The 23,333-nt window shown below is 67.6% G+C and carries 12 protein-coding genes and 1 pseudogene; 3 read left to right on the top strand and 10 right to left on the bottom strand.

Features of this window, described 5'->3' with window-relative positions:
* Window positions 1-17: 17 nt before the first annotated feature.
* Entirely contained in the window at window positions 18-500 is a 483-nt protein-coding gene (locus tag ACGFIG_RS24010) for a hypothetical protein (RefSeq protein ID WP_393006384.1), read from the bottom strand.
* Window positions 500-7,147, bottom strand: coding sequence for an RHS repeat-associated core domain-containing protein (locus tag ACGFIG_RS24005; protein ID WP_393006382.1), 6,648 nt, complete (start codon window positions 7,145-7,147; stop codon window positions 500-502). The genes ACGFIG_RS24010 and ACGFIG_RS24005 overlap by 1 nt, the downstream gene beginning before the upstream one ends.
* 544 nt (window positions 7,148-7,691) lie before the next feature.
* Here ACGFIG_RS24005 and ACGFIG_RS24000 point away from each other — a divergent pair.
* Window positions 7,692-7,838, top strand: a complete 147-nt coding sequence (locus ACGFIG_RS24000) for a hypothetical protein (RefSeq protein WP_393006380.1) — start codon at window positions 7,692-7,694, stop codon at window positions 7,836-7,838.
* Window positions 7,839-7,850: 12 nt separating this feature from the next.
* Window positions 7,851-8,000, top strand: coding sequence for an FCD domain-containing protein (locus tag ACGFIG_RS23995; RefSeq protein WP_393006378.1), 150 nt, complete (start codon window positions 7,851-7,853; stop codon window positions 7,998-8,000).
* Between the two features lie 103 nt (window positions 8,001-8,103).
* Here ACGFIG_RS23995 and ACGFIG_RS23990 read toward each other — a convergent pair whose 3' ends face one another.
* The 3 genes and pseudogenes from ACGFIG_RS23990 to ACGFIG_RS23980 all read right to left on the bottom strand — a co-directional run.
* On the bottom strand, window positions 8,104-9,486 hold the full coding sequence (locus ACGFIG_RS23990; protein ID WP_393006376.1) for an RICIN domain-containing protein: 1,383 nt from the start codon (window positions 9,484-9,486) through the stop codon (window positions 8,104-8,106).
* Window positions 9,487-9,677: 191 nt separating this feature from the next.
* The gene (locus ACGFIG_RS23985) at window positions 9,678-11,144 is read right to left on the bottom strand and encodes an endo-1,4-beta-xylanase (protein ID WP_393006374.1); all 1,467 of its coding nucleotides are present in this window, start codon (window positions 11,142-11,144) and stop codon (window positions 9,678-9,680) included.
* A 531-nt stretch (window positions 11,145-11,675) separates the two neighbouring features.
* Window positions 11,676-11,897: pseudogene (locus ACGFIG_RS23980) on the bottom strand (response regulator transcription factor); the annotation flags it as partial.
* An 81-nt stretch (window positions 11,898-11,978) separates the two neighbouring features.
* Between ACGFIG_RS23980 and ACGFIG_RS23975 the strand changes: the two are divergent.
* Window positions 11,979-12,491, top strand: a complete 513-nt coding sequence (locus ACGFIG_RS23975; protein ID WP_393006373.1) for a hypothetical protein — start codon at window positions 11,979-11,981, stop codon at window positions 12,489-12,491.
* A 529-nt stretch (window positions 12,492-13,020) separates the two neighbouring features.
* Here the strand turns inward: ACGFIG_RS23975 and ACGFIG_RS23970 are convergent.
* The 5 genes from ACGFIG_RS23970 to ACGFIG_RS23950 form a co-directional block, all read right to left on the bottom strand.
* Entirely contained in the window at window positions 13,021-15,321 is a 2,301-nt protein-coding gene (locus tag ACGFIG_RS23970) for a DUF4365 domain-containing protein (RefSeq protein ID WP_393006371.1), read from the bottom strand.
* Between the two features lie 288 nt (window positions 15,322-15,609).
* Entirely contained in the window at window positions 15,610-16,479 is an 870-nt protein-coding gene (locus tag ACGFIG_RS23965) for a hypothetical protein (protein ID WP_393006369.1), read from the bottom strand.
* A 106-nt stretch (window positions 16,480-16,585) separates the two neighbouring features.
* Window positions 16,586-17,899, bottom strand: a complete 1,314-nt coding sequence (locus tag ACGFIG_RS23960; protein ID WP_393006367.1) for a TIGR02679 family protein — start codon at window positions 17,897-17,899, stop codon at window positions 16,586-16,588.
* Window positions 17,896-22,101 carry a TIGR02680 family protein gene (locus ACGFIG_RS23955; RefSeq protein WP_393006365.1) on the bottom strand — a complete coding sequence of 1,402 codons (4,206 nt, stop codon included), beginning with the start codon at window positions 22,099-22,101 and terminating at the stop codon, window positions 17,896-17,898. Before ACGFIG_RS23955 ends, ACGFIG_RS23960 begins: the two co-directional genes overlap by 4 nt.
* Window positions 22,098-23,333: a TIGR02678 family protein gene (locus tag ACGFIG_RS23950; protein ID WP_393006363.1), complete on the bottom strand. Its 1,236-nt coding sequence runs from the start codon at window positions 23,331-23,333 to the stop codon at window positions 22,098-22,100. The genes ACGFIG_RS23955 and ACGFIG_RS23950 overlap by 4 nt, the downstream gene beginning before the upstream one ends.

Raw genomic sequence — 23,333 nt, 5'->3', positions numbered from 1 at the left:
TTGGTTCAGCCGACAAGCTATCCCGCGCTGGGAGGCCTTAGAAAGGTACGACCAGAATTGAACGCTTTGCTCAGCGCACGAATCTTCTCCTGATCTGGCCCCTCCCTCGATGCCCGTTCATTGTCCACCAGGAAGTCCCTCCATGCGCTACGCTCACGCTCCATCAAACCATCATTGTGCGAAGGGTTTTCAATCATGCTGCGGTATCCCCACAGCGCACTAATTCCATGCACCCCTTCTTCTCGCTTAGCGAAGCTCCAGTCAAAAGGAAGCGCGGCATCGGTAAAACGGAACAGTTCGACGTGAGCCCAGACCGGTCGAACACTGTCGTTGAGGACAAGGAGCATGAGATTTCCTCGACTGATCGCCATTGCGTAAACCGCATAGGCGCCGTCGACCGTTAACTGAAATTTAGTTGACTCGAAGTTTCCGCTGAGGCTTAGGACCGGTCCTGGCAAGTCGCTGCCACGATTTCCAATACAGATGACCTGCATAGCCATCAGTCGGCCGCCCCCGGAACCCAGTCCTTCACCTTGAGGTCGTCAACTGCACCTGTTGTAGCTTGGTACTGGTAATGAATTTCCACGCCATCAATCGTCTGCGTCATCTTCTGCCAACCCTTATCAGCCGGCCATCTCGGATCCGTTTGTGGAACCTTCACCAATCTCTCACCGGCTGCCGGATTATGTCTCACCTCCAGCAGCAAATCCTCCTCCCAATCGACGTGGTCTCGTCGTGCGGTGCTGCCACGCGATGGGTTTTGCACCGGCCCAAGACACGGGCCTGTGTTGTGTACGAGTACCGGAGTTTTGCCGGCCACCACATAGTACGTGTGGATGTCATCGACGGTCAGGTTGTAGGCCAGGGCCACCCGGCTGCCGCCCTTGACGAAGCCGAAGACCTCGACCTCTGAACCGTCCGCCGCACGCAGCAGATCACCGGGGTCCAGTTCGCTGGCGAGCTGCCACTGCTGGTCGGTCACATTCCAGTAGGGATGGTCCTCGGTCGTGCGGAGGCGCCCTCCCGTCACCTCCAGGTCACGGAGTTCGTCGTCGTGGACCCAGACCGCGGTGACGGTACGCGGCCCCTGTTCGCCGGTCTCCGGGTCGGTAGCCAGTACGACGTCACCGACCTCGATTTCTTCGAGCGGTTTGGTGTCCCCGGCGGCCAGCAGGACTTCCGTGTCGCCAGCAAAGCTGTTGCACCCATGTACCCGAGGACCACGCGGACCAGGTCCTCCCCGGGGCCCGCGTGGGCCGACGATGCCGTGCATCCCGCCCAGTTCCGGGGTGATCTGGCCGCTGACACCGTGCACCCACAGCTTGAACTGGCCTGATCCCTTGATGTATCCGTTGTTGGTAGCCAGCAGCAGGCCGGCCCGGGTCACCTCATCGCTGTACCGGTCGACCCAGCCCTCCTCCAACACGGGGTGCTCGGAGTGGTAGCGGTCAAGACCGGCTGCCATCTGGTCGACGGTGGGTGCGTCCGGGACGTGTCGAAGGTCCTCTTCAGGTACCTCGAAGTCGTTGATCCAGGTCCGACCGTTACTACGCGTCACCGTGGTGCCGCCGGGATAGGTCTTGATGCTCGTGTGGTAGCCGCCGGTGGAACCGGGACTGATCCCGGGGCCGTTCTCGTTACCGGTACAGGCACCGGGACCACCCACCATGCCGGGGGCGCAACTGGCCGACCCGAGCAGGCCGCTGGGATCGCTCATGGTGACCGGCGTGTTGTTGGAATAGGTGTAGCCGTTCCACTGCACCGGATCGTTGAGATCCTGGATCGGGTCGACCGAGATGAAGCGTCCGATCGTCGGGTCGTACTCGCGGGCTCCGAGGTGGGTCAGCCCGGTGTTGTCGACGGTGCCGCCGACGAATCCCCGGCTGTTGGGCCATCCCGGAACGCCGCCACGGGCGGTCCCATAGGGCGTCTGCCTGCGCTGGGTGACCTGCTGCGACCCGGCGTCGACCGCGACCAGCGAGGTGCCCTGATGGTCGGCCGAGAGCCAGGTCAGCCCGGCGGCGGTACGGGAGGCGAGCGTCGAACCGGCAAAGCCGTAGTAGCGGGTGCAGGTGGTGGTGCCACTCGCGGTGTTGTAGCGGATCTCCTGCCCCGGCAGGTAGAGGGTCCGGCCAGCGGGATCCCGGCGGACCAGGCGGTTGCCGTCCGCGTCGTAGATGTACCGGGTCTGCCCGGTGGCGTCGGTGGACGTCTCCAGGTCCCCTTCGGCGTCCCAGACCAGAGTCTGGGTGCCAGCTCCCGTAGTCGGACGGGTGAGGGTATTGCCGGACAAGTCGTAGGTGTAGCTACCGCTCTGGGCACCGCTGGTGCTGGTGAGACTGTGCGGTCGTGCGCCACCGGCGGCCGGGTAGTGGTAGTCGGTGACCGCCGCACCGTTCGTGCTGTGTACGGACTGGGTCTTCCGGTTGCCGCTGCTGTCGAAGGTCCAGGAGTGCCAGTACGGTGCGGGCCCGCCGAGCAGGGACGCGTTCGGTGCGACGGAACAGTCGCCGGAGGTCGGGGTCCACGCCTGGCTGAGCCGGCGCAGGTGGTCGTGGCCGAAACACTGGGTGTCGTCGACCGGGTCGGCAGCCACGTCCTTGACACCGGTGATGTTGCCGGCCGGATCGAAGGTGTAGCGGCGGTCCGCGATAATGTTCGGGGTTGCCGAGTCCCGGTCGGTACGGGCGCCGGTCAGTCGGCCGGTCTCCAACTCGCGGGTGAACGCCTGGAACACCCGACCACCGGTGCCGGTGTACAGCTCGTACTGTTCTGGCTGACCGAGCGCGTTGTAGTCGGTGTCGGCGACGTACGAGGAGTTGGTCGACCCGTAGAGCGTGCTGAGGGTGGTGGGCAACCCCAGGCTGTCGTAACCGTAGGAGAGGGTTTCGGCGGGCAGGTCGTTGACGTTGGTGGCGGGCAGAGTCGTCGAGGCCAGCGAGCCGTCCACGTTCCAGCTGTTGTCGGAGGTGTACGTGCCGGCCAGGCCGGTTTCCGACGCCGGGATGACGACCTCGGTCGCCTCAGGCTGGTAGGTGTCGCTGTAGGCGGTCACCTTGTAGACGTACTGGGCCGAGCCCACGTACCGGACGGACTGCGACAGCTGCCCCTTGGCCACGGTGTCGTAGACCCACTGGGCCCGCGGCGTGCCACCGATCTGGTTTTCGTAGACAGCACGCTTGCGGTTCAGCGGGTCGTAGCCGTAGGCGAGCTTCCGGCTCCGGGCGTCGGTGCTGAGGGTGATCCGCCCGGCGTTGTCGTAGGTCAGGGAGGTCGAACCGGTGTCCGGGTCCACGGCTCCGGTCTTGCGACCACGGATGTCGTAGGTGTAGGCCCAGTCGTTGCCGGCGGGATCGGTGACCCCCTCCAACTGGCCCTTGCGGTTGAAGGCGTAGGTGGTGGCATCCCAACTGCCCGCGGTGGCCGGCGTGGGGACGGCACCGTGGTACTGCCGCAGTTCCACCGTGCGGCCGCGTACGTCGGTCACCGAGGCACTGGCGGTACCCCCCGACGGTGGGGTGGTGTCGGTGCGGTCCCCCGCATAGTAGGTGGTGGTGCGCCAGCGTTCGGCGGCGTAGGGCTGGAAGACCGTGGCGGTGATCCGGCCGGTGCCGTCGTAGACGTTGCGGGACTGGTTGGGCACGAAGGCGGCTTCGGTGGCGGTCGCCAGCGTGGTGCCCGGCGTTCCGGCCGCGTGGTAGATCCCGTAGGACCGCGCGGGGCGCCCGGCGCTGTCGTAGAAGGTGTCGGTCAGCAGCCGCCCACCGGAAGGCGAGGGCGCCTGGGTCTGCCGGGGTCGCAACAGCCCGTCGAACATCGCGTACGAGGTGACGTACGCCCCCTGGGCGTTGAGCCGGTTGGTGGCGAGCACGGTGCTCGCGTCGTTGCGGACGGTGTAGCCGAAGGTGACGTTGGCGCTGTCAGTGGCCTTGTCCCGGCCGGGCAGCCAGACCGCGGTGAGCCGGCCGAGTCCGTCATAGGTCAGGTCGGTGCGCTTGTCGTTCGGGTCCACCACCGAGGTCTCCGACGCCCACGCCGGGTCCAGTGTCGTGGTCGTCTTGTGGCCGAGCGGATTCGTCAGCGTGGTCGCGGTGACCGGCCCGCCGAGCGTCGGGGTGTACGCCGTCTTCGTCTCGTAGTTCATCGCGTCCCAGGACGAGGTGACCCGCCCGTGGGCGTCATAGGCCGTGCGCGTGACGGTGGTGAAGGTCGGCGCCCCGGAGTTCCAGTCCGCCATCTCCTCGACCCGGGTTGGCAGCCCGGCGGTGGGGGTGGCCTCGAACGTCGAACTATTGTCGTACCAGGTGCGGGTCTCGCCGATGACGTCCGCCGCGGTCAGGGTGCCACCGATGTCCGCGCACTTCAGCGCATACTTCTGCGTGCGGTGCACCCGGTCCATCAACCAGTTCGTGTCGTTTCGTGGGGTGTAGTCGGTCTTCGTGCACTGCTCGTCGCCGGGCTTGCCGTCCTCACCGGAGTCGTCGACGCTGACGGCCATGCCGTAGCTGTCGTACCCGGTGGTGACCGTGGTGGCCCGCTCACCGCGCCCCGCGTCGAGCGTGGTGTAGCTGGTGACGGTCGCGACCCGGCTGAACCGGGCGGTGACCGTGTCACCGTTGATCGTGCGGGTTGCGGTCGCCGGGGAGGAGGCCCAGGGAATCATGGTCTGACGGGAGACCGTGGGACCGCCGACCCCGTTGAGCGTCCGGGTTTCCCGGGTCACGCCCGCATACCAGTCCTCGTCGTTGATGCCGTCCACGGTCACCGTGCGGGTGCCGCCGGCCGGTGCCGCCCGGTCACCGTGCATGCCACGGAAGTAGCGGGTCTCGGTGTACGTCTGCTCCCCCGGATCACCGATGGTCTCCGTGACCTTGCCGTAGCCCCGGTAGTCGGACCAGGTTTTCTCCTCCTTCTCGATCAGACCCTCGTCGTCGGCGTAGTGCCAGGCCGCGCCGTCGAGATAGTCGTAGGTCCGAATGACGCGTGGGCTGCCCTGCGGTGCCACTCCGCCGGTGTGGTCGATTTCGAAGATCTTTTTGATGACGTACTTGTGGAACCAGTCGGTGCGCGGGGCCGGGTAGCCCTCCGGAGTCCAGATCACCGGATAGCAGAGCCGGTTGTTGGTGTGTGGCGTCGGGGTCTGGCCCGCCACGCAGTCCGGCTCGGAGTATGTGAGGTTCAGGGTGCCGCCGGTCTCGTTGCGGATCTTCGTGATGCGCATCCAGTTCATCGCGGCGGCGAAGTCCCGGGTGTCGACCCGGTTGGCGAGCTGGACGGGGGTGAACTCCACGTCCGGCAGAGTGGCGGCGGTCCCGCCGGCCAGGCCGGTGTGCGAGATCCGGTCCAGCCACAGCCCGGCGCGGGTGCCGTCCCCGGGGTCGGGGAAGGTGTGGATCAGGTTCCACCGTTCGACGTCGGCGTAGCCGGTGCCGCTGCGGATCTGGGTGGTCACCGTGGACAACCGCTTCGTACGCCAGAAGGTGGGTGAGAAGTTCTCCGGGCAGGAGGTGCCGGTGCACTCCCTGTCCCACGGGGTGTCCGGCCAGTGCGTCTCGTCGTGGGTGGTGCAGTCGCTCAGGCAGCGGTTACCGATCCCGAGGTCGATCCGGAACGGGGCCGGCGTGTCCAGTACCGAGTCGACGTCGGCGACGCGGCGGGTGCCGTAGTCGATCCGGTCGAGCCAGCCACCCCGGTCGTAGCTGACCTCGTCGTCCGGGTCGAGGTTACGGCCGTACTTGTTGGTCTCCTTGGTGTACCAGTAGGAGTACGAGTTGCCGGAGAGGTCGACGACGTAGTCGAGGTTCCACCGCCACGCCTGGCGGCAGTCCGAGTCGGCGAACGCGGTGGCGTGGCACGGCTCGTTCGGGTCGTTGCCGAAGACCGGCACGGTCCAGGTCGAGTTGGTCTCCGGATCGTCGGTGACCCAGCCGGGCAGCCGGTTCTTCCCGAACCAGTACTGGATGCCACTGGTCGTGGTGACCACCCAGTGCTCGCCGTTGTTGTCGCCGTTGCTGGCCCCGGACTTGCGCTCGATCCGGGATCCGTCGTCGTTACGCAGGTGCCAGCGCTGCTCGGTGGCGTTGTAGATCAGCTCACCGGAGCTGCCGCCCAGGGTGAGGGTGGCGTTGTCGGTCTCCCAGCACAGGTCGCCGGTTTCCTCGTCGTTGTTCGCCGATGCGTCCATGTCGTCGAGGCACGGCTTGTAGCGGCGCTCGATGAAACCTTCACCCGACATCTCGAACCCCTCGCCCACCCAGGACGGCTGGTTGTTCGAGGCGGCGTGCCGGCCGTCGACCGACTGGGACGAGTAGGCCAGGGCCAGCTTCGGGGCCAGCCCGCTCATCGCGGGCGGCACCCGCATCGGGTACGACCAGGCGAACGTGCCGGAGTTACCGCCGGCGGACCAGGTCGCCGACGCCTGCAGGGGGGTGGCCGCGTAGTCGCCGGACGGCCCGGAGTCGGCAGCGGTCAGCGCGAAGAGGCTGCCGGCGCCCACCGGTACGTCAGCTGTCACGGTCCGCTTGGCAAGGTCCTTCGTCGACCGCAGGGGCGTACCGACGCAGTTGCGCTGCTGCGGGGTAGTCAGGGCACATTCGGGCAGGCTGACCAGTCGTAGCCGGCTGGACCAGTCGGCACCGTAGGCGGTGGCGAAGGGGGCGTAGTCGATGCTGACCCGGGTCGGGCCGGCGCCGGTGATCCCGTCGGCGCGGGCCAGGCGCAGCGCCAGTCCGCGCAGCCCGGCACGGGCGGTGGTGGCCCGGTCGAGCACGTCGACGCGTACCCGCGCGGGTGGACCGGCTGTCGAGCCGGCAACGGCCGGGGCGGCGGCGACCCGGACCGGCAAACTCCCGGCCTGGGCCGGTGCGCGCCCGGTTCCGGCGGGCACGGCCACCACGGCGCTGCCGGCCGCCGGCCAGACCGGCGCCGGTTTGGCGCTGGCGTCCGGCCTGGCCGGTACCGTCGAGGGTGACCGCACGGGAACCTCGGTGACCGGCACCTTCGGGACCGGAACCGGCGTTGGCCGTTGGTACGGGGCCGGGCCCGCCGCCAGCGCCGGCACCTGGAGCAGGTTGAGGATCAGCACCGCCGCGAGCGAGGCGGCGAAGCCGCTACGAGCGGCCCGGAGCGGACGGGAACGGGTGAACAAGGACGTGTTTGTGCGCAGCAGTACCCGCACCGGTACCTCCGAGGTCCGAGATCAGCGGATGAATGGTGTTGGCCGTGGTGGTCGGTGCAGGTCAGAGCAGCGGTTGGCTGCTCCGTAGCCGAAGGCCGGGTCGAACGACCGAATACCGATGGGTACGCACAGCGGCACTGACAGTGACGAACAGAAGGTCTGGAGTGCCTCTCACCTGATGGAGGCTGCAGGAACCAGGCGACCGAACATGCGAACCCCCGTGGTCAACTCAGTGCAAGGTGCGATCACCGTAGCGTGACAATAGAAAACAATCAATACTGAAGATCGTCAGACGGTCAGCGCATACGCCTCACGGTCCGGCCAGCCCTCAGCACCAGCGGACTGCTTGTCCGACTCGACCGCGAAGATCCTTCGTAGGAATATCGGCCTGTCGGACAACCAGCGTGACGATCTCGAGGATCCCCTGACTCGACGGCTCAGCAGCCAGCCACAGGCCGGTCCGCAGCCACCTACCCGACGGCCGCGTGGTCTGCGGTTCGCGTTCCAAGGCCGGATGTCGACAGTCGAGCACCAGAACCGGGTCACCTCCCGGCACTGGCAACGGGACTGCGCCAGAGAACTCGTCGGCAGCCTGAGCCGCCACCGTCGTCACCCTTCCCCGGCGGGCGCGGAGTCCCGGCAGGGCCTGCTGTGGATCTGACCGACGGGCTGCGTGGCGTCCAACCGCGGCCACCGGCGCATCTACGAGCGCATCGCCGCGCACGACCCGGACGGCGCGGCCGAGGCCATGTTCACCCACATCACCGAGGCCTGGCTGGTCCGTCGCAGCGGTTCGGGCAAGCCGGCCCGCCTGCAACGCTGACCCGGCCAGGAGGCCGGCGCTCAGGATCCTCGCCATCCCGGCCCGACGTCAGGCGGCGCCGGCCCCCGCGTCGCGGGGGTCGGCGCCGCCTGACCCGTCTGCGTCACGAGAACTGCGCGAAGAACCTCCAGATCTCACCCTTGGTCCAGGTGGTGACGCCGCTCTCGGCGTACGTCCCGTCCACCGGTCCCGGCATGTGACCGTTGTCGAACGCGGCCCACTGGACCGGGTAGCCGGCCCTGCAACCGGAGTAGGTGGTCGTGATGTGCGTACGGCTGCCCGGCCCCGGCTCGGGCGGGTTCTGGGCGGTGCAACCGTTGTTCCGGACGAACGTGTCGCGCAACGACCGCCCCTGCGAGATGTTCAGGACGTTGTCCGAGATGCCGTGCAGCCCGAAGTACGCGATGGGCTGCGTACCGCCGCTGCACCCGCTGATCTGTGCGCCGGAGATGACCGCGACCGCTCGGAAGACGGTGGCCCGCGCGCAGGCGAGCGCATAGCTCATGCCGCCGCCCCAACTGAAGCCGAGGGCGAACCGCTGCCTCGGGTTGACGCAGAGGTCACTCTCGATCCGTCGGATCATGTCGTCGACGAAGGTGACGTCCTCACCGCCGGCGTTGCCCCAGCCGTTGCCGAGTCCCTGGGGCGCGACCAAGATCGCGCTGTTGTTCGACTGCTCCTGCTGCCCGTAGTAGGACCAGGCCGTCCCGCTGGTGCCGCCCGAGGAGATCTCCTGCATGGTGCCGCCGCGCCAGTGGAACGCGAAGATCAGCCGGTAGGGGTTGTTGCTGTTGTAGTTGGCGGGCACCCGCAGGATGAAGGAGCGGCTCTTGCCGTTGCTCTGAATCGTGTGCGTGCCGCTGGACAGCGTCGGTGCCCTACCGCACCCGGTGCCTCCCGACGGCGGGTTGCCACTGTCCACGCGGACAAGCTGCCACTGCTGGTTGGCGCCGTTCCAGTCGGAGTACTGCACGATGTTGCCACCGTCGGCGGTGGAGGCACCCTGCACCTCCACGGCCTTGCCGCTGTGCCGGCTGATCAGCCGGACGTGACCGCCGTCCGAGTCCGCGAGCCGGAACTGCTGGTTCGTCGCGTTGGTGTCGGACCACTGCACGATCGCTCCGCCGTCGGCGGTCGACCAGTTGTGCACGTCGAGGACCTTCCCGGAGTGCCGGGACTTCAGCCTGTAGTAGCCGCCACCCGAGTCCAGGAACTGCCACTGCTGGTTCGCCCCGTCGTGCCGCGTCCACTGGCTGATCCGCGCACCGTCGTTGGTGGCCGAGGCGTACAGGTCCAGCGCCTTGCCGCTGTTCCTGTTCAGCAAGATGTACCAGGCGCTGGTGTCCACGGTCGCCGCGGCCGCAGGGGCCGCGTTCACGGCGACCAACGTGCCGGCCGCGATGACCGCCGCAGCCGCTGCGGCCAGCCCTGACCGCCAGCGATGTCTCCGTGGAAGGGCGGGACGAGCCGCACCGATGGCACTCATGGTCCACTCCTCTGGTCGGGGTCACCCGCGAGCGGAACACACGCGGATGGCCTGGCGTGCGTGCTGACGTCCAGCGTCAGCACGGTGTTCGTCGTACGAGCGCGAAGCGGCCACCGGCGCACGTCCCTGGCCGGCTGCCCGCCTGCGGTGGCGCGAACGGATGCCGTCCGCGCCACCGGACGGAGGACCAGCTACCCGATACGGATCAGTTGCCACTGCTGGTTGTTGCCGCCCCAGTCGGTGTACTGGACGACGTTCGCCCCGTCGGCGGTGGACGCATTCTGCACCTCCACGGCCTTGCCGCTGTTGCGGTTGATCACACGCACGTAACCCCCGGCCGATTCGGCGAGCCGGAACTGCTGGTTGGTGCCGTTGCCGTCGCTCCACTGCACGATCGCCGCGGCGTCGGAGGTGGAGAAGTTGTAGACGTCCAGCACCTTGCCGGAATGCCGGGACTTCAACCGGTAGTAGCCGCCACCCGAGTCCACGAACTGCCACTGCTGCTGGTTGCCGTTGTTCCGCGCCCACTGCGTGATCCGCGCACCGTCGTTGGTGGCAAGGTTGTACACGTCCAACGCCTTGCCACTGTTCCGATTGAGCAGCACGTACCAGGCACTGGTGTCCACCGGGGAGCCCGGCGGCGGCGTAGTGGGTGGGCTGCCACCCTCGTTCAGGGCGTTGAGGACGGAGGTGTACGCCGGCTTCTTGTTGCCCGATCGATCGAAGAGCAGGGCGTCGTCGGTGCCGCGCCAGGAGTCGCTGTCCCGCACACCCCACACGGTGATGCCGTTGCAGCGCGAGACAGCCAGACAGGCGCGCGTGACCGTGGCGTAGATGTTGGCCTGGTTGGAGCCTGTCATGACGTCGAGTTCGGTGATCTGCACTTCGACCCCGAGGTCGGCGAAGCGCTGCAGATTGGCCTGGTAGTCACCCGGGAGCGAGGTGCCCAGGTGGGACTGGAAACCGACACAGTCGATCGGCACGCCCCGGGACTTGAAGTCCCGCACCATGTTGTAGATACCGGTCGACTTCGCATTGACGCCGTCGGTGTTGTAGTCGTTGTAGCACAACTTCGCGCCGGGATCGGCCGCCCTGGCGGCGCGGAACGCCGCCTCGATCCAGTCGTTGCCCGTGCGCTGCAGGTTGGAGTCACGCCGAGCGCCGCTGCCACCGTCGGCGAACGCCTCGTTCACCACGTCCCAGGAGTGGATCTGGCCTCGGAAATGGGTGGCGACCTGGGTGACATGGTTGATCGCGGCGTTGCGCAACGCGCTACCGGAGAGGCTCTGCGCCCAACCCGGCTGCTGCGCGTGCCAGAGCAGGGCGTGACCCCGCACGCTCATGCCGTTGGCCCGAGCGTGACTGACGAGACGATCACCGCCCGTGTAGCTGAACCGACCCTGTTGCGGCTCGGTGGCGTCCCACTTCATCTCGTTCTCGGCGACGACGCTGTTGAACTCGCGGTTGAGAATGCCAACGTACTGGCTGTCGGAGAGCTTGCCCGTTGCGACGGCCGCGCCAAAGTAGCGCCCCTTCTCGGCGGCGGACGCTTTCAGGGTCGTCCCGGCACTGGCCGTCGGGGCCAGCGTCACCGTCATACCCGCGGTCAACGCGACGGCGAGGGCCATCGTCGACAGCAGGGTTCTCTTGGGTCTCATGGCATTCCTTTCCAGTGAATCCGGTGGTGGTGATGTGCCAGTTCGCTCGGGCAAGCCGGTCCGGGACGGCGGACGCGGCTCGCGGACGGTCAGACGGGTGGATGGCGACGCCGTTCAGGTGCGCTCCGCCGGTCGTCGTCGGCCGGTCCGCGCTGGCACGGGCAGTCGGACCGGCTGTCGCACACAGCTGCTGATGGTCCTGAAGCGACGTCCGCTCACCCCTGGGATGCCCTGGACGCGAGGTTCGGCCAGCGAGCTCGCCCGGTGAGCCACAGGTGCCGTCATCCTCGACATCGAGAGTGAGCGATAACATCCCGTTCGTCAATACGTGCCGGCGCCTCAATGCCCACACCTCCGGGGCACAGTCGGAGCGCGCCGGGGGCGGCGCGCATCGCCGGGGGCGCACAGTCGCGAGATGGGGTTCGGCGAGCGAGAAGCCGGCGTCGGCCCCGCCGGACCGCGACATCCCGACTGGGCGCCCGGGCCGGCGACCCCGGTCAGGTAAATCGATGCCAGGTGATGTTAGCGATATCATGACCCCGGTCGAACGGCGAGTTCCGCGCTGCGCCCTGACGCGCTGCGGGCGTGCGTCAGCAGCCCGGTCTCGTAGGCGAGAATCACCAGTTGGGCGCGATCACGGACATGGAGCTTGACCATCGCGCGGTAGACGTGAGTTTTGGCGGTCATCGGGCTGATCACCAGATGCTTCGCGATCTCGTCGTTGGACAGCCCTCGCGCGACGAGCGTGACAAGGACGCGCACCGACTCTGACCTGCAGAAACGAGAACCCGCAGGTGGGCGCGGGTGCAGTTGAGCGCCGTTGCGTGCTGTTGGATGCAACTCAACGCCGTTCAGCGCACCCGACTGCTCCCCACGCAGGCGGCCGTCGCCGTGCAGTCACGCGTCACACCGGATCCGCGCGCGCTGCGCGTGGACATCGGGCTGCCGGACAACGTGACGCCCAACCCCTGGATCATCCGCCCGGTCATACCAAGGCAGCCCAGGCAATCATCACCGAATGCGACGCCAAGCCGGAGCGCTACTGAGCAGCCCTCGACGCCGGTGCCGACCCGGCGGTGGTCACCGAATGGATCACCCAAACCCCAGATCGAACGCGCCCGCGCCGAAGCCGACCTCCACGCGAAGGCGGGCAACAGCCCACGCCGCATGAGCCGAGCAGAGATCACGAGCCTGGTGACGGCGCTCGGCGACATCGCCACCGTGCTCCGCGACGCCGACCCCACCGACAAGGCCGGGGTCTACCGGCAACTCGGGCTCGGCTCACCTACCAGCCAGAAACGCAAACGGTGCGCGCCGCAGTGGATCTCAGCGCGCACCGTGGGGTAAGGGTTTGTGTGTCCGAGGGGGGATTCGGCCACCCGTGCGTAGCACCCGTTATACAAACGGGTGCTCATGCGTTAAGCCTAGCACTTCACGATGCGTAACACTACTGGCATGAGCTGCCGCGTGGCGCAATTTGAGCAGCCAATTCGATCCGCCTGCGCCGATGGCAGCACAGTCGTCAATCCGGCCACCGAGAAAGGGCATCTCCAGCCGGCATAGCCTGCGCTGGAGTTCGCGCCGAGAGACACCAGCGACGGCACCGGCGCATAATTTCAAGGGGACGCTGAAGTTGTCACCCCCTCGGGTACGCGCCCTTGAGGATCGCCACAAGGTTACGCAGATAAGGCTCTGGATCAAGCTCGCTGGTCAATCCCGCGTTCGCCGCAACCCATTCTTCCTCCGAATTATCGGATCGTGCGCGCCAACCAGGTCGGGGTCGATGTTCACGGCATAAAAAGGGTCGCCGATCATGGCAGCAACATTATCGGGCGTCCACTCGCCGTCTGCTCCGTTCATCCGCGACTCCCGTAACTCAGTCCTGGGCTTCGAGCCTCGCGAGTTGGGCACGCGCGTCGTGATCCGACTCGAAGCGGTCCATCAAGTTCATGGCCGTGGCTTGACACTGCGGGCCGACACCGAACTTCAGGTGCAGTTCAACCCATGCGCGCACGACGCTCGGGTGGAAGACGTTTGGGCGTAGCTGGCAGTACGTGGTCCAGGCCGCGTCCCAGTGGTCCTGGTTGAGCTGGGCGTAGATCAGCCCCCAGCCATACTCGGCGTCGTCGGCCTGGTCGCGTAGCGCGGTGCGGCAGACCGCCTCCATGCCCGTCCAGTCCCCGAGCGTCGTGCGTCGCTCGATCATGCGGCGGTGCAGTTGCCGACGATGTTCGGCGGGGAGCTCGCCGGTGGCGAGCAATTGTGCGGCGCAGGCCTCGGCTCCGTCGAAGTCGCCGCGCGACGCCAAAATGTTGATCTTGTCTTGGAGGCCTTTAAGCGCCCCGTAGATTCTCCAGATCTCATCGCAGACCGCGAGCGCCTCGTCGAAACGACCCGCCTCGTGCAGCAGTTCGACCAGCATCTCCCCAGCAGCCGGCGAGGGCTGCGACCGTAGCATCGCGACTGCGGCATCGAGGTCTCCGGCCGCGGCGGTGTGGCGGGCTGTAAACAGGAGCCGATCGTGGTCGTCGAGGTTCGCCAGCGCACCCAAGCGGTCGAGATCGGCCGGTGCGAGGGCTCCGTGCGCGGCGAGGCGATGCAGGCTGATCCGGGCGGCGAACGCGGTGTCAGCGGCGTCGAGCGCGGCCTTCCACGCAATGACCGTCTGCTCCCGGGGCTGACGGGGATCGGCGGCGAGGGCGCGTAGCAGCGGTTCGGTCGTGGTGTCACGCATCGCGTCGGCGAACCGATCGGCCCGCGCACGGTCGCCGAGGGCGATGCTGGCCTGGGCGCCGACGATGGCGACCGTGGGATCGGCAGCCTCCCGATCAGTGGCCTGCCCGCCGAAGTCCACGGGGGTGGCCAGCTCGATGACCTCGGTGAAGGCCTGGGCGAGCATGCGTTCCTGCACGACGAGCCGGTGGGCGTCCTCGCTGGGCCCGGCCCACCGGCGCATCTCGTCGCGGACGGCTACGGCCAGCTCGACCGCGCGGCGCTGGTCGTGGTGCGGCACCACCGAACTGCCTCGGACCATGCGTTCGATCAGCACGCGCGCCTGCCCGAGTCTGCCGCCGACGATGCGCGGGAACCTTCGGCAAGACCGGTCGTACAGCGTCAGCGCTTGGTCGAGATCTCCCCGTGCGAACGCACGTTCGGCGAGAAACAGCAGGCAGGTGGGTTCGGCGTCGAGTTGTTCATCCGAAGCGTTGCGGAGCAGTGTTTCGAGGGCATTTTCACGGCCTGCTTCGTCGGCGTCGAAGGCGCAGACTGCAACGTCGGCGAGCAGGCTCGCCCCGGCGTGCTCGCGGGCGAGCCGTAGCAGGTCGTTCGCGTGCTGGCGGTCGTCAGCCACCATCGCCATCACGGCCGCGACGCCGGCGAGCCGGACCCGTTCGGCCATGGCCGCCTCGGGCACGGTCCGTGCGGAGGCCAACGCGAACGCTCTCATTGCCAGGTCACGATGGCCGTGCTCGTTGGCATACGCGCCGATCGTCGCCAGCCGCAACGTGCTCGCGTGCGACCAGCCGCGGCTCGCGTCCAGCAGCGCCTCCACCGTGTCCCGGGACTGTTCGCGACCCTCGCTCAAAAACTTCGCCAAGCGAAGTGCCCCGTCCCGGTCGACTGGACGCAGCGCCGACAGCATCTCCACCGCAGACGGCGGCAGCAACGGCAGCGCCTGCTCGACGGGGTCCGCAATTGCCGGAACGGTGGCGAGCGCGAGCTCGCGAAGCCGCAGCTGTGCTCGGTCGTCGAGGATCTGCGCTTCTGGTATCTCGATCCACCAGGACTTGTCGGTGTAGCGGACGGCGTCGTGCGTGATCTGGACCCAGTAGCCGGCCCGGGTATCGGCGTCGACGATCACCAGGATCACGGGCATCAGGTTCGCAAGCCAGTACCGCAGGTGTCGTGGTTCTCCCATGAACCGCCAGCCGCCGGCGGTCCGGCGTTTGAAGTAGGACGGCCCACACTTGATCTGCACGGCAAGATACCGTCCCGACGGCTCGGCTGTGAGCCCGTCGACCTCGGCAAGGGCGTCGATCCCGTGGTCGGACACAGATTGTTCCCGGAAGGCCCAGCCCATGATGCTGAAAGCGCCTTCGACGGCGGAGACGCCGATGCGCTCGCTCTGTGCTGTTGTCCGGGTCATACAGGCCAGTTCCTCTCCGGGTTCGGCCACGTCGCAACCACGTTTCGTCCTGGTCGTGGGTTCCACGGTGGTGTCAGCCGAGGGTGCGGCTGCCCACGCAGCGACACCGTAGCCGGCCGGTACGACATCAAGATGTTCTCGGCTGCGACGCGATGGGGCCAGAAGTCTGGTAGGTCCGGTGTGCCTCATCGGCCGGTCATCGATTCCGATATCGATAAAGGACCGGCAGAGGTCACTCCTGCGCTCGGTGCCGACCGCCTACAACTCGCCGCCGATCACCGGACGATCCTTGACCCGCTCACCCCCACACGTCATTCGTCATGGTCGGCAAGGTAGGCGAGCAGGCCACCGATGGCGATGAAAGGGGATCGGCCCGCCCGCAAACGCTGCGGGGACCGGGCGTCGGATGCCGAACAGGGGCCGCATCGTGTAGTCGCCGTCGGTGAGCTGCAGGGACGGGTGGAGCCGGGCAACGATCTGAGCGCCGTACGGGGTGAGGTCGGCGAGCTTCCTCTGCAGCTGGGTCAGGTAGGCGGGCGACTTCTGGTGACCGGTGTCGAGGTGGCGCCGGACTTCCGGCGTGACGAAGGTGTCGGCCGGGTCCTTGAACGCCAGCAACCAAATCGTGCGGGAGCCGGGGCGTCCGGCGAGGATGCCGATGCGCTGCGGGGCAGTCTCCTTGACCCGGTTGAGGGTGCTGTACCCGGCGGCGGACAGCAGATCGGCGAGGTCGTCTTCGAGTGCTTTGTTGCGGTCGTCGCGGAAACGGACCAGTGCGCGGCTGACCGGGGCCGGTGGTTCCGGCTCCACGGCAGCATGCCCTGCTGAAAAACATCTCAGGTAAACCGAGGTGGCGGCGTAGCAGAAGTTCGGGGCGATGATGATCGTGCCGTCGGGCAGTTCGGCCAAGGGCTGGACGAGCAGGCGGCGTGCGCGGCTGCGGGCTTGCCACGGGCGCCAGTCGGCGTCGCGAAGGTTGGTCACGGTGCTCGTGATCATCGTGAGGGCGGCGGCGCCGGCATGCACGTCAGGCGACTCGCCGAGATCGGTGTAGTCGAGGAGGTTGTCGAGCGCCTCGTCGTGCGTGACGGTCACGACGTGGTCGTCGTCCGGGTGGATCGACCATCGTGTCAGCGCGGCCAGGACGATCAGGAGGTCGCCAGCGGATGCGCCGAAGCTGGCAAGCACGCCGTGTCCAAGGGTTCCGGGACCAGGCTTCCCGTTTTGGCGGTGTTGGGCGCCGGGCCGGCCTCGCATGCTGTCGTCACGGCCTGCATCTGGTCGGCGGTGCGGTTCAGCCTTGCACAGGCGAGTTGGCGCGCCCGGCGAGGTCGGGAAGCAGTGTGGGCAGAAGTGCTTCCTCGTGGACGGCAATGCCTTCGTGCTCCATTGCCGCAGCGAGTCCAGGCTCCCACGGTGTGGGTGCCCCGGCCCCGGACAGAGCGAGGCGGGCGTTGGTGTTCAGGGTGCTTACTGCGTCCATGTAGTCGTGTGCTCCCATCCGCCACGGCGTCGCACCGCGGTCAAACAACCGAGCGGCGATGCGAACTCCGGGCCAGTCGAAGTCCCCGTGGTAGCTCACGGTCGCGCCGTCTGCGATCAGGCGAGACAGCAGTACGAGGCCGGCCGAGGCCGGGTTACCTGCGAAGCACAGCAGAGGTGCCGGGGCACTGGCACGGATGGCGGCCTGCAGCACCTGGGGGTTCTCGCACGCGTACACCCGCTGGCCTGGTTTGGCGAGAGGAAGGTCTGCCATGGCGCGCAGCTCGTGCAGAGTGAGATGGGTGACCAGCCCGAGGTCGGCGCGGTCGGTCATCATGGTCGACCATCGGTGTGTACCTGGCGGGCGCAGCGCCCAAACCATGACGGTACCCGACACCTGATCTTTCGTTACGCCGACCGTCTCCCACAGGGCACGGCGCTCGCTGGGTGAAGCGGGTGCGGGTTCGCCTGCGGCCTCGGCGATTGCGCGTAACACCAGGGCGGCCGTGAGGGCGCCGTCGTCAAGCCCGTGCGCGTTTCCGGTGGTTGTGCTGGCGAGTTCGCCCAGCTCCCACCGGGATTCGATCAACTTCTCGCCTCCCGAGAGCACGGTGCCGTCGGCGATTTCGAACAGGACGACGACGGCGGCGTTGACCGCGGCGTGCGCGGCCGGTGCGCCGGCTCGGGTGAGCAGCCCGGAGCGTCGCACGCCGTCGGCGAACGCGGGTGCCCATGACGCGTTGGCGAGCCCTGCCGCAGCGAGGCCGGTGTCGAGTGCGGACCATACCTGCGACCAGGCCGCCGCCTTCTGGCCGCGGGCAGCGGCACGGTCGACGAGCGGTCCGGTGAGGGCGCCGAGGACAGCGACGAGCCCGGCCGCGGCGGCGCTGCGGCGTAGCGCCTCGTCGAGTGATGCCAGCTGTACTCTGGCCGAGCCTGCGGCATATGGCCGGCCGAGCAGACCGCCGAGCCGGGTTGCTGCCTCTTCATTGAGGTCAACGCTGATCGTTCCGGTGGGCTGCAGCCGGTTGCGCTCCAGTCGTTGCCGGGCGCGTTCCCATACCGGGGTCAGTGACTGGTGCCCGAGGTAGGCGCGCAGGCGGTCGGGCAACGGAGCTTGGGTCATTCCACTGACCCTAGGTGCCGGGTGTGTCCGTCCCAGTGCACGTGGGTGGTGATTGCCGCGCTGCCTTCACGGCGGCGGACCTCGTACACGTCGAGCGACGGCACCTGCGGGTAGCAGCCCCAGAGGGCATGGCCGGTCATGGCGAAATCGATGTCGAGGCGTACCAGTAGGCCCATCAGTACACCGATGGTGCGGTTGTCGACTTTGGCGAACGCGTCGTCCAAGACGATGAGCCGAAGTGCTCGGGAGGTGTCGGGCAGGCCGGAAAGGTAGGCGTCGACGGCCGCGAACAGGGTTACGTAGGACACGAAGCGGGTCTCGCCCTGTGAGAGCTTCGATCGTTTGCTGATGCGCCGCTCTTGTCCTGCCGCGGGGCCGCGGATGATGACTTCGACATCATGCCAGGACCGGTAATCGAGGGCGGCTTTGAGGTGAGCGGTGTACCCGGCGTTCGCGTCGACGTTCCTCTGTCCGTCAACGCGGGCTTTGATCAAGTCGATGAGTTCGGCGTTGTCCGCCTCGGAACGAACGTCGTTGGCAAGGGCGACGAGTTCGCTGATCCGGGCCAGTGCTGATGTGGCGTCGGATTTGAGCGTCCACTGCACCCGGACGCCGATGCCGTGTGAGGTGTGGATGGCTCGCAGGCTGGCGTTCATTGCCTTGATCAAGCCATGAGCTTGGCCCAGCCGTCGCTGAAGTTCGTCGGCGACGCCGTCGAGGATGAACTTGGTGAACACTTGACGTTCCCGCTCAGACAGAGCCGTCCGGCCTTCGTCGACTTTGCGCTGCAATGTGGTGTGTGCGGCGGGGATGGTGTGGGTGCCGGCGGCGTCGACGAGGTCAACCAGCCGTACTCCGTCGGTCAGGGTGGGTTGCACGTCGAATGTGCCAGTGAGGTCCTGTTCGAGGCGTTGTTGTGCGCGCACGACGACGGTTTCGTCAACGGTTGGGCCGCTGCGGTCGATGGCGTCAGCAAGCTGTTGGGCCGCGGTCTCCACCGCCCCCGGGTCGATGGAGACAGGGTCCGCAGCCGGCAGGTGCGGGAGCGACCGGCCCGTGTTCAGGGCGGCTTCGGTGATGCCGGGCAGGGTGGCGACGCGGTGCAGCCGCGCTACCTCGTCCGCTAGTGCCCTACGTGCAGCGGTGGCCTGATCCTTGTTGTGCTTAGCGGTCACCGCTGCGGCGGCGACTTGACGTCCCAGCTCACCTTCAACCTTCCGGGTGTCTGAGAGTGCGCGCTTGGTCCGGCGGGCTTCGTCTTCGGCGGTCTTTAGGCGGGTGAAGACCTCTTCGGGGTCAGCGCCGATGGCTTCGCGTAGAGCAGTCAACTCTGCTGCGTCATGGTGCCATAGCGCCCAGTCCTCGTCAGCGGTCGACTCGGCCGTCATCCGGTTGGCTGTGGCCTTGTGCACTTCGCTGACCCCGCGGATGTGTCGGTCGATGTATTCGCCGAGTTGGCTGAAGCCGTCGGCGAGCCGCGTGCAGGAGCCTGCGGCGGATTCGGCGGCCTGCCGCGCTGTAGCAAGTTCGTCGATGCCCGTCGGCAGGCCGGACGCGCGGCACATTTCAGCGTGTTGTCGGCGGCGGGCGTCGAGATCGCGGCGCATCCGCTCGGCCTCTGCGCGCAGACGCGTGGCCTTGCCGGTGGTGTTGCGGGCCTGCTGTGCCTGGGCGGAAGCGTCCGCTCGTGCCTGAGTCAGCTGTCGTGTGCGGGGTGCGGTGCCGAGGTGGGAGTCGAGCTGTTGTTGCCGATCGGCCAGCGCGTCCCCTTCGGCCTTGTGTTGGCTGTCGATGTCAGCCAGTGCGTCGAGTTCGGTGGCGATCTCGTCAAGGCGGGTGGCGCGTGCGGCGGCGCGGGCCTGGGCGCCGATGTGCGAGGCGGCGGGCACGCGATGGCGTCCGGTCAGCGGGCCGTTGCCCCAGCTGCCGTCGCGGGCGACCCAGACGGGGGCGTTGGGGTCGTCCAGGGCGATCCGAGCGAGGACGCTAGCGGAGATTCCGGGCTCGATCGGGCAGGTTGGGTCCGGTGCGAGCACGGTGCTCAGCGGCCGGTTGACGGTCGGGCCGGTGGTGGTGAGCAGGATCTGGCCATTGGCTGCGGTGACGGCCCCGTCGGGAGTGAGGTCGGCGGTGAGGAGTCCGGCGGCGTGCAGCGCTCCTTCGATTCCGGCCTTGTCGTCGTCACTGAGCTTCGGGTCCGTGAAGTCGACGGCACGCCACAGCGGCACGCACCCGGTGGGAGTCGAAGTTTGCCATGGCGCCCGCGCCGGTTCCGGATCCCGTTCCCGGCGGAGGTCGGCTGCCTCAGCGTGCAGGGCTTCCCGGCGGTCGGTGACGTCGTTCTTCCGCCGATTGAGGTCGGCGCGGTCGTCGGATATCCGCTGCCGGGCCGGTCGGGCGGCCTCGTCGGCTGCCCGGTCGAAGGCGTCGATCGGCAGACCGTCATCACCGGCGAGGGCGTCGATGTCGGCCAAGACCCGAGCGAGGGCGGTTGTGTGCCAGTCGACTGGTCCGAGGAGTTCTTCGGTGGTGGGGTCGGCGACCCAATTGCGCCAGTTCACCGCGAGGCTGGCTGCAGCGTCGTCGCGCCGGGCGGCTGCTTGATCGGCTTCCTCGGCGGCGGTGTCCGCTTCGTTTCTGGCGTCGCCGGCACGCTCCTCCGCGTGCTCGACCTTGCGCATCTGCTCCCGCAGCGCCACTGCGGTTGCATGTCGGTTGAGGGCCTGACCGGCTCGTTCCTTGGCGGCGCGAGCGACGTGGCGAGCGGTTTCGGCTGCCCGTCTCGGCTCGTCGAGGGTGAAGGTGAGAGTTTTGGGCGTGGGACGTTTGACCGGGCTGGGCGCGCTATCGCAGTCGGTGCGGACGTTTTCGGTGGTCGAGAGTTCGTCGTCGACAGTAGCGCCGGCTGCGGCGGGCAGAAGGTCGGCGGTCAGCCCCGCCTTGGTGAGTAGGTCACGCGCTTCGGCGAGGGTCTGCGCAGCGGCGTTGGCGGCGGCCATCACTTCACCGGCGCGTTCGTCGGAGGTGGCGACCAGACCGGCTTCGGCGTCCCGTGATATTCGGGCGTTGGTCAGTGCCCGTTCGGCGGTCTGGCGAAGTGCCGCAATACGCCGCTCGGTCTCGATGAGCTGCTGGGCGTCTGTGTACTCACTGGATGTCTTGATGCCGCCAATCGTTCCGTCGAGCTCTTCGGCGCGGTTTTCCAGCTGGCTCAGCGTGTCGAGAGTCTGCTTATGCTGCGCCTGCAGACGCTCGTGTTGGCTGTGGGCGTCGTCTGATTCCCGCGCGCTCCGGCGCGCACTCGCGGCTGTGGTTTTCGCTTGGTCGCTGGCGGCCAGCAGCACCCCAGCGGCGTATCGACGGTAGGTCGCCAGGAAGGTGCCCACATCGTTGGCCGCCTTCTCCAGCCGCTGCTGGGCGTCGCGTGTATCTGACAGCGCATCGAGTTGCTGTCCGGCGGCTGCCAACGCGGCCTCGGACAGCGGCGGCAGCGCGTCAGAGACGATCGCCGGGAGCAGGCCCGCTTCGATGCGGTTGCCGACGTCGGGGTTGCGCAGTACGTGCAGCAACTGCAGCAGTCCGGTGTAGCGTTCGCGACCGGAGTCACCGGTGAGGGCGAACACCTGGGTGCGTACTCGCTCGCGGTGTGTCTCTGCGGTGTCGGTGAGCCGGTCAGAGCCGATCTTTTCGGCAAGCCGGTCACGCGATAGCGGTTCGCGGCTGTCGTCCAGCAGGTGGAGATCGACTCCCACCCGCAGGGGTGTGATGAAGTACCAAGGTTTTGCCTCGGCGCTGGCTTTCGAGAACCGGATGAAGGCGCCGAGCGTGAGGTACTCGGTTTCCGAGTCATCGGACTCGCCGATGAGTTCCAGCCACAGGTATCCGACGCGATTGCCGCCGGCCTTTTCGCCTGCGCCGGCAGCCATGAGGTCTTCAAGGCGAACCTTCTTCGCCCCGGACGCGTCGATGTTGCGTCGATCGGCGTCCAGCAGGTAAGGGAGAAGCATCTCCAAGGCCCGGCTCTTACCGGCGCCATTCGTGCCGCGCCAGATGATCCGCCCCCCGGAGCAGGTGAACTCAGAGTCGTAGTAATACCACACGTTGACGATGCCGCCACGGTTGATGCGCCATCGCGACGGGTGGTGTTTGCGGGGAGTTTGGTCGAGGTCCTCGGCGGCCATGGTCGGGGCGGCGGGGGTCACGGACTCTCCAAGTCAAACAGGGACGGTGCGACGGGGGCGTCGGGTTCCAGACGCTCGTGGGCGCGGGTCTGGGAGGGCGCGAGCTGCACGTTGGGGCGGTGGCGAGCGACGGCCGGGTGCAGGACCAGGCCGTCTTCGGTGGTCTCGGCGAGGCTGAGCGAGGTGAGGACGGATATGGCGTCCCTGCACAGCACGCTGGGGTCGGACACGTGCTCTGCGCCCCACATCTTCTCGTGGCGGGCGGCGAGATCTGCGACGATGCGGATCACCTGCGGCCATGGGCACAGCAACCCGGGTACCTGGCGGCCGTGCAGTTCTGCGGTCTTGCCTGCGGTCGGTTTGTGCACCCGCAGCAGCTCGTCGACGAGTAACAGCGCGGCCTGCTTCACCTTGCCAGGACCGGGGAATTCGACATCGGACAGGTGCCGGTCGGGGTCGTAGGCGAGTGCTCCCTCGGCGCGGACCTCGAGCACCAGGCCAAACAGGTCGTCGAGCGTACGGGTCAGGTCAGTGCGTTCCCGAGACAACACGTCGCGCTCGGCGTCGGTGAGATCTTCACGGCGCACCAGAGGGTTCTCGACCAATTTGCGGCGCAGGCTGCGTCGAGGTTGCTCCGTCACATCGGGGCTCGATGTGACCAGCGCCTCTGGGCCGTCGAGCGCGGCAAGAGGCCGAGCCAGCAAGTGCGGAAGCATCTGCCGATGAACGGTCAACAGGGCTTCTTCCTGACGCTCTCCCCAGCCGCTGACGTTGCCGTCGGTCTCCTCGATCACGCCCCAGGCGATCAACTGGCGTAGCGCGGCGACGAGATGCCGTTTTTCGGTGCGTGAGTCGTCGAGGTCGATGCCCACCGTGGCGGCGTCGGCGCGCAGCTGTTCGACCAAGGCAGAGGCGAGCACCTGCTCGCCGGTGTCGGGGGCGAGTACCGCGGCACATATCAATGCCAGGTATGTGTAGGTGCGAGCCGTGAACTCTCCGCCGCTGTTGCGGCGGGCCGGCCGGACAGGTGTCGCGGCCGGTAGCGGAGCTTTGACGAGGCGGGCGAAAGTCGGCTCAACGACCAGGATGTAGCCAAGCGCGGTCGCAAAGCTGCTCTTGAGCGCTGCGGCGTGGTGGCGAATCAGCGCGAGGGCGTCCCGGTCGGTTGCCGCGGTCAGCAGCGGTGTGCGCAGCAGCGCCCGTGCGGCGTCTCTGCGCTGGGTGACCTCATGGGCAACAATCGATACCGCCAC

Origin of the sequence: Micromonospora sp. NPDC049048, from assembly GCF_043197615.1 — a bacterium.
Classification (GTDB): Bacteria; Actinomycetota; Actinomycetes; order Mycobacteriales; family Micromonosporaceae; genus Micromonospora.
This window is presented reverse-complemented; position numbering and strand designations above follow the sequence as displayed.